Annotated in this window: 7 protein-coding genes; 4 read left to right on the top strand and 3 right to left on the bottom strand. The window is 45.8% G+C overall.

Annotated features, from left to right (window positions below; genetic code table 11):
- Positions 1–959: diguanylate cyclase domain-containing protein (locus tag AC3DOM_RS14225; RefSeq protein WP_487919707.1), on the bottom strand; the 959-nt coding region annotated here is incomplete at its 3' end.
- 112 nt (positions 960–1,071) lie between these two features.
- Here AC3DOM_RS14225 and rlmB point away from each other — a divergent pair.
- Both rlmB and AC3DOM_RS14215 read left to right on the top strand, forming a co-directional pair.
- Complete coding sequence (gene rlmB, locus AC3DOM_RS14220) at positions 1,072–1,812, top strand: 23S rRNA (guanosine(2251)-2'-O)-methyltransferase RlmB (RefSeq protein ID WP_487919706.1); 741 nt, start codon at positions 1,072–1,074, stop codon at positions 1,810–1,812.
- An 83-nt stretch (positions 1,813–1,895) separates the two neighbouring features.
- Positions 1,896–3,215: a glycoside hydrolase family 1 protein gene (locus AC3DOM_RS14215; protein WP_487919705.1), complete on the top strand. Its 1,320-nt coding sequence runs from the start codon at positions 1,896–1,898 to the stop codon at positions 3,213–3,215.
- A 366-nt stretch (positions 3,216–3,581) separates the two neighbouring features.
- Here the strand turns inward: AC3DOM_RS14215 and AC3DOM_RS14210 are convergent, their stop codons facing one another.
- Positions 3,582–4,001, bottom strand: coding sequence for a hypothetical protein (locus AC3DOM_RS14210; RefSeq protein ID WP_487919704.1), 420 nt, complete (start codon positions 3,999–4,001; stop codon positions 3,582–3,584).
- A 306-nt stretch (positions 4,002–4,307) separates the two neighbouring features.
- On the opposite strand from AC3DOM_RS14210, the gene AC3DOM_RS14205 reads away from it, so the two are divergent.
- Together AC3DOM_RS14205 and AC3DOM_RS14200 are read left to right on the top strand one after the other, a co-directional pair.
- Positions 4,308–4,886: a TlpA family protein disulfide reductase gene (locus AC3DOM_RS14205; RefSeq protein ID WP_487919703.1), complete on the top strand. Its 579-nt coding sequence runs from the start codon at positions 4,308–4,310 to the stop codon at positions 4,884–4,886.
- Between the two features lie 5 nt (positions 4,887–4,891).
- Positions 4,892–5,965 (top strand): DUF3179 domain-containing (seleno)protein, encoded by a 1,074-nt coding sequence (locus AC3DOM_RS14200; protein ID WP_487919702.1) that lies wholly within the window; start codon positions 4,892–4,894, stop codon positions 5,963–5,965.
- Between the two features lie 56 nt (positions 5,966–6,021).
- Here the strand turns inward: AC3DOM_RS14200 and AC3DOM_RS14195 are convergent, their stop codons facing one another.
- A complete protein-coding gene (locus AC3DOM_RS14195) occupies positions 6,022–6,546 on the bottom strand; it encodes a GNAT family N-acetyltransferase (protein WP_487919701.1) in 525 nt (174 codons plus the stop codon).
- Between the last annotated feature and the right edge of the window lie 125 nt (positions 6,547–6,671).

Here is a 6,671-nt window from a genome sequence, read left to right as displayed (position 1 = left end):
ATTGTAATCCCAATACTGGCAGTTATCATGATCTCTGGGCCATTACTTGTGATTGGCCTTGATATGGCGTCAAGAATCTTTTGAGATATTGCGGCTGCGTTTTCGGAGTTTTCAATATTTTCAAGCAAAACAAGAAATTCATCCCCAGAAATCCGTCCGGCAGTATCTGAATTACGAATACACTTTTTAATCCGCTCCGCTATTATTCTTAGCGTTCGATCTCCGTCATCATGACTATACTCATCATTTACATATTTGAAATTATCCAGATCCAGATATAAAACAGAAAAGATCGTTTTTCTTCTTTCGGCCCGGGCCAGGGCTTGCTCTAAACGATCATGGAATAAAATACGATTTGGCAAACCAGTCAGTTGGTCATGGGTAGCCTGAATGCTGATTTCTTCTTGTCTGGTTTCTTCTAGTAAATTTCGTAGCTGCATGGTGGTAATCAAGAGGGAAGAAAATACCAAAAGAAATCCAATTGAAACACCAATTGCCCTTAGATCAATATCGGGAACAAAATACGCAAGAGAGAAAATGGCAACTAAATGAATAATGGCTACAAAAATTGATTTTCTAACTGTCAGAAGAATACTTGCAAAAACCAGCGAAAGGGAAAGCCAGGCAACATGTATGAATATTGTATGGCTATCAAATTCACGACCCACCAATATCGAATAAATTGTGGATGCGAGCAAACCTCCAATAAGCAAATAAATCGAGATTTGATAATATTTTGTGCGGCTGATAATGTAGCCGAGTCCAATACCTATTAGGGTATAAATGGTAAGTCCCTTGGAAAATATATAATTCAGGACAATCCCAACTATCATTACTAATACCATGAAAGAAACCATTTTCGCTTCCAATCTCTTTCTTTGGTCTTTTATTGAAGGATGAGGTTCAATTAACTTCCCCAAAACAGAAAGAAGAAAATTGCGAAGTGAAGGGCTTTTCATAAATTTATAATAATACTCCTACCAGGGTACTATTACCATTATACCTATATATTGAAGTTCACTCCATGCAATATGGAAGGTGTGTCAGTGCTTTTGCGGGTAAAATAAGCGCATGAAAGAATTCATTTACGGACGGAATCCGGTTTACGAAACACTGCGCGCCAAAAGGCGGCAGTTTTTTCAACTATTGGTCAGCGAGGGCGCGCAGGAAAAAGGTCGTTTGGGTGAGATCATTCAAATGGCACAGGCGCAAAAGGTGAAGGTTATCCGTGCTCCGCGCAAACGCATGGATAAGATCGCTCCCAATAATCAGGGCATTGCGCTGGAAGTTAGCGGCTACCCTTATCATAATGTCCTGGATATTTTGGATCGCGCCGAAAAACGAGGCGAGCCACTCTTTGTGCTGCTCCTCGACACCCTCCAGGACCCCCAAAATTTCGGTACGCTCCTGCGGACAGCTGAATCCGTTGGTGTGCATGGGGTTGTCATCCCCCTTGCGCGGACGGCGCAGATCACAGCTTCGGTGGTGAATGCCTCATCCGGGGCGAGCGAACATCTGCTGATTGTCCAGGCAAATCTTGCCCAGGCGATCACCACACTAAAAGACGCCGGGGCGTGGATCATCGGCCTCGAGGGTAACGACGAGCAAGCCCAAAGTCCGGGAGAGATCCGGCTGGATGGGGCAGTGGGGATCGTCGTCGGCTCGGAGGGGCACGGGATGCGTCCACTCGTCCGCAAATCCTGTGATCTACTCATGAAACTACCCATGCAAGGTGAGATCGAGTCGCTCAACGCGGCAGTTGCCGGATCAGTCGCTCTTTACCTGGCATATTTGGCAAGAAAAAATAAATAGTAGTCATCCTAAAACCAATGCTCCGCGTTGGTTTGGCAAATGTTGCAACGCAGAGCATTACAACAAGGATAAAGAGAGAGAAAATGGCAAAAGCAAAATTTCAATTTCCTCGTGGCTTTTTATGGGGAAATGCGACATCGTCACATCAGGTGGAAGGTAATAATACGAATAATAATTGGCATGCCTGGGAAGAAGCAGGGCATACCGAGCATAGATCGGGGCTGGCCTGTGATTGGTGGGGAGGCCGCTGGAAGGAAGACTTTGACCGTGCTGCCGAGACCGGACAAAATGCACATCGGTTTTCTGTAGAATGGAGTCGTATTCAACCTGCGCGTGATCGTTGGGATGAGAATGCTCTTGATCGCTATCGTGAGATGCTGCGCGGTTTGCGCGAACGCAATATGACGGCGTTGGTCACCTTGCATCATTTTACAGATCCACTCTGGTTCATGGAAATAGGCGGTTGGGAAAGCGATGAAGCGCCACAGCTATTTGCAGATTTTGTGCGTAAAACAGTTTCTGCCCTGAAAGAATATGCTAATTTATGGGTGACGATCAACGAGCCGAATGTTTACGGATTTATGGGATATGTGGCGGGTATTTTTCCTCCTGGCAAAAAGGATTTAAAAGTCGCATTTAAGGTGATGGTGAATTTAGTGCGCGGACACGCACTGGCCTATCAGGTCATCCACGAGGTACAGCGCGAAGCGCGTGTGGGAATGGCGCATCAGTATCGTTCGCTCTATCCTAAGAATCCCAGATCTCCACTCGACCGATGGGTTACGAAAACACAATCTCGCATATTTAACGATCTTTTCCCGCGGGCAATCACGGATGGGAAAGTAAAATTCCTGTGGAGGAGGGTTAATATCCCCGAGGCGGCTGGGACGCAGGATTTTATGGGCTTGAACTATTACACCCGTGATTATGTCTCCTTTGATCTGAGAATGGCCAGTGAATTATTTGGCCGCCGCTCCTTTGCCAAAAATGCCGATCTGAGCGAAACCGGCTTTATCGCCAACGAACCAGATGGCTTCTATGAAGCACTTAAATGGGCAAATCGTTTCAAAAAGGATATCATCGTCACCGAAAACGGCGTGGAAGATGCCCCCGACGAGATGCGTCCGCGCTATCTGGCAGAGCATATCCATCAAATGTGGCGGGCGGTCAATTTCAATTGGCCGATTAAGGGATATTTCCACTGGTCGCTTGTTGACAACTTTGAATGGGAACGCGGCTGGACACAGCGTTTTGGTCTCTGGGAGTTGGATGTGGAGACACAGAAGCGCCGCAAGAGGAAGTCGGCAGATTTATATGAGGAAATCTGTAAAACAAATTCTATCTCTTCAGAAACACTGAAAAAATATTGTCCCGAAGTGATGGAGAAAATTTTCCCGGATTAACTTTGAACCCTTTCTAAAATTCTTTTGTAGTAATGGCTTCAGTCGTAAAGAGCGACTATTGATATTCAGATAAACAGGTTATGAGCGTCCCGCAGGTTTATGTTGCTTTAAAATCTCAATCACGGGAACCTGCGGGACGTTTTACGTAGAGATAATTAACCAACTTAAGTGAACATCAATAAAGTCGCCACTACGGGATATTTCAGGATGGATACCTAGGGATTATTGAAAAAGGAGGGCTTCGTGGGAAGCCCTCCTTTTTCTTATTGGCATATGATTAACGGAAGAATTCAGCGGTTGGAAACCGGGATTATTTTGCAGATAACCTTCCCCGACTCTTTCAATACCGCCTCCGTTTTTATATTCTCAGGGTACATTTACTATGCTTGACCCACCCTCACTTGAGGTGACAGTGACTGTGCATGGACAGACTATTGAGATATTGCGGTGATAATGTCCGCCCGCTTGTGTCATCACACCACCTGGTGAGGCAGTCAGTGTCACGCCGGGGTCATAACCACCATCAGAAGTGGCATCCAGATGCAAGTTCCCTGCGCTATAGGCCGCTGTGGTAATCGAAACCACATCCTCCTCGCCTCCACCTCCGCCTCCCCCTCCAGGGTTATCTATCGCGCTAACTACCTCAGTAAAGACATTGCCAAGTGTAGGCCCGGATATCAATAACACGGCCAGAACAACCACAGACACCAATACCAGAATAAGGGCGTACTCCACCAGCCCTTGCCCTTTCTCAGAAGGTCGTTTTTCAGAACAGAATCGGTTCATACCCTCACCTCGCTTCTATTGGCCTGCCTACTTAAAAGACGATGCCTTTTGCTATCTAACTATGATGGTCATTTAGCAATATACTGCCAGTATACAACAATTGCTGTATTTATTTTACCTAAATTTGGACAGCTTCAACAGTCTAGTACCTTTGGCCTTTGGTCTATTCGATCAAAAAGTGCAAAAAACTTAACTCTAGAATACATCCACTATGGATTATCCAAATATTTTATTTTTTCCCGCTTTCCAATAAACTTGTAAGGAATCAGAATAACACCATATCTAATATTTTATAAAGGAAAACTTATGAAAAAGAAATGGAAAATCCTCATCTTAATAAGTATTGTAAGTGCACTGGCTGGTGTATCCTACCTTCAGTCCACATTGTCTACATCGAATGGCATCAATTCATCCGATGGTCTCCCGACAGGAACATCGATCGGTGAGCTGGCCCCGGATTTTAACGGCATCACGCTTGAAGGTGATAATATCCGCCTGAGCGATTATCGTGGCAAAATTGTGATGATCAACGACTTTGCCACCTGGTGTGGACCTTGTCTCCTGGAAACACCGCATCTGGTAGAGTTCTACAGCGCCAGGCAGGATGAAATTGAGATCATCGCCTTGAATATGCAAGAGAGCGAAACTGAAGTGGCAGATTATCAGAATCAATACAATATCACCTATCCGCTGGTTATGGATCCAAAAGGTGAACTGACAAAAGAAAGCTATAGACCGATCGGTTTACCCACCAGTTGGTTCATCGACGCCGATGGTGTTGTGCGATATGTGCATTCCGGGCCATTGACCCTCCCCATGCTTGAAGAAACGATTACGGCCATCAATGAAGGGCGTGAACCGGATGTTTTCTCGGTCTTGAATTAGTTCAGATGAAAAACATATCTTTGCGCACCTTTATTTTTCTCTCCGGTTTCATTCTCCTTTTGGCTGGCTGTACGTCAACGGAGAGCCTCCCAACTTCCACATTAATTCCCTCACCAAAAACCACATCCACGCTGCTTGCTGCTCCAGAAGCAACCCTTGCCCCGGACGAGAATCCGGCCCCCTTCCCAACAAATATTCGTATCGAAGATGATACCGAATATTACATTCCCCACATGCTGGGATTCGACGGCATCCGCCCTGTTTATAACCCCACCTTTTCATCAGCAAATGAAGCCCCCATGCAGGATGATGAATTGGTGATGGGCCTTGCCATTGATGGAGAGTCCAAAGCTTATCCCGTAACCGTATTGCGCTTTCGGGAGATGGTGAATGATGAAATCGCGGGGTGGCCTGTCCTGGTCTCGTGGTGACCGATCTGCTACACCGGTCTCGTGCACGACCGACGCATTGATGGAAAAATCCACGTTTTTGGAAACGCGGGTTCGCTTGTAAAGAACGCCATGACCTGGTTCGACCACGAAACAGAATCGATCTGGTCACAGCCCTGGGGGCGAGGCATTGAAGGCGAATACAAAGGCGTGCAACTTAATTTACTTCCCTTTCAATTAACAACCTGGGAGCGCTGGAAAGAGGCCCATCCAAATACGCTCGTTATGACCAACGATCTCGATCGAGTCTCGGCAGCTCGACGACAAGGCTTCCAAGCGGACTTTGTAATTGGGCTGGTATTGGGGAAAGAATCCAAGGCCTATTATTACAGGGATGTTGAAAACCCAGGCGTAGTTAATGACTCTCTGGACGATATTCCGGTGATGGTCTGGGCTGCGGATGAGATCTATCAGGCTTATATCCGGCAGGTGGAGGGGCAAACGCTCACCTTCGCCTTTGACGGAAAAGAATTGATCGACGAGGAAACTGGTTCCAGTTGGAACCCAGCCCTGGGCCTCGCGCGAAGCGGACCGCTGGAGGGAAAATCCCTCAAAGCTGTCCCCAGTCTGAGTTCCTACGATTGGGCCTGGGTGGATTTTTATCCCGATTCAGATTTTTATAAACCCTAAAGATAAATCAGGATAAGTGATTGGTGATAAATAATCTGCCCTTGTGAGTGTATTCTTTATTCCAGGCGTTTTTCCATGCGGATATCCTGCCACATTTTCCCCTGCCAATACGTGAAATTGTTAATCCGAGCGATCTCCTGATAGCCCACCTTTTTATATAATTTGATGGCATTTGTGTTAAATTCGAAGACGCCCAATTCAATTCGCTTGAGCCCTTGTTTCCTGATCTGTTCTTCCAGATATTTCATCGCCTGAACACCGATACCTTTCCCCCGCGCGAAAGCCTCTCCAATGTTAATCCCGATCCAGGCACTTCCCTTTTCTTTTTTGACCAATTGCATTGGGTCTATCTGGAAACTAATTTCTCCAACCAATGCCTCTTCAAAATAGATCAAATAGATTTGCGTATAGTTAAGCCGTTCCTGTAGTCTTTCAACGGTAACTACTTCCCGCATTTCGAGAGCATCCTTTGTAGGGTTGGGACGGATGGAGGGGATCAGCGTCGGATCATTTTGCCACTTGCAAATTGCAGCAGCAACCTCAGATGTGGGAATGGTTAATTGCGAGAAAGTGATATTCATAGATCATTCAATTGCCAAAATAAGCTTGGTATTCTTTTATGATCGGCTACGAAAATTATAAACGAAACTGGTATCATCTCAATAAATAGGGGTAAGCAAAAAGGAGGGGAGGCCTTTTATTTTTT

This window comes from Candidatus Desulfolinea nitratireducens, assembly GCF_982879505.1.
This window is presented reverse-complemented; position numbering and strand designations above follow the sequence as displayed.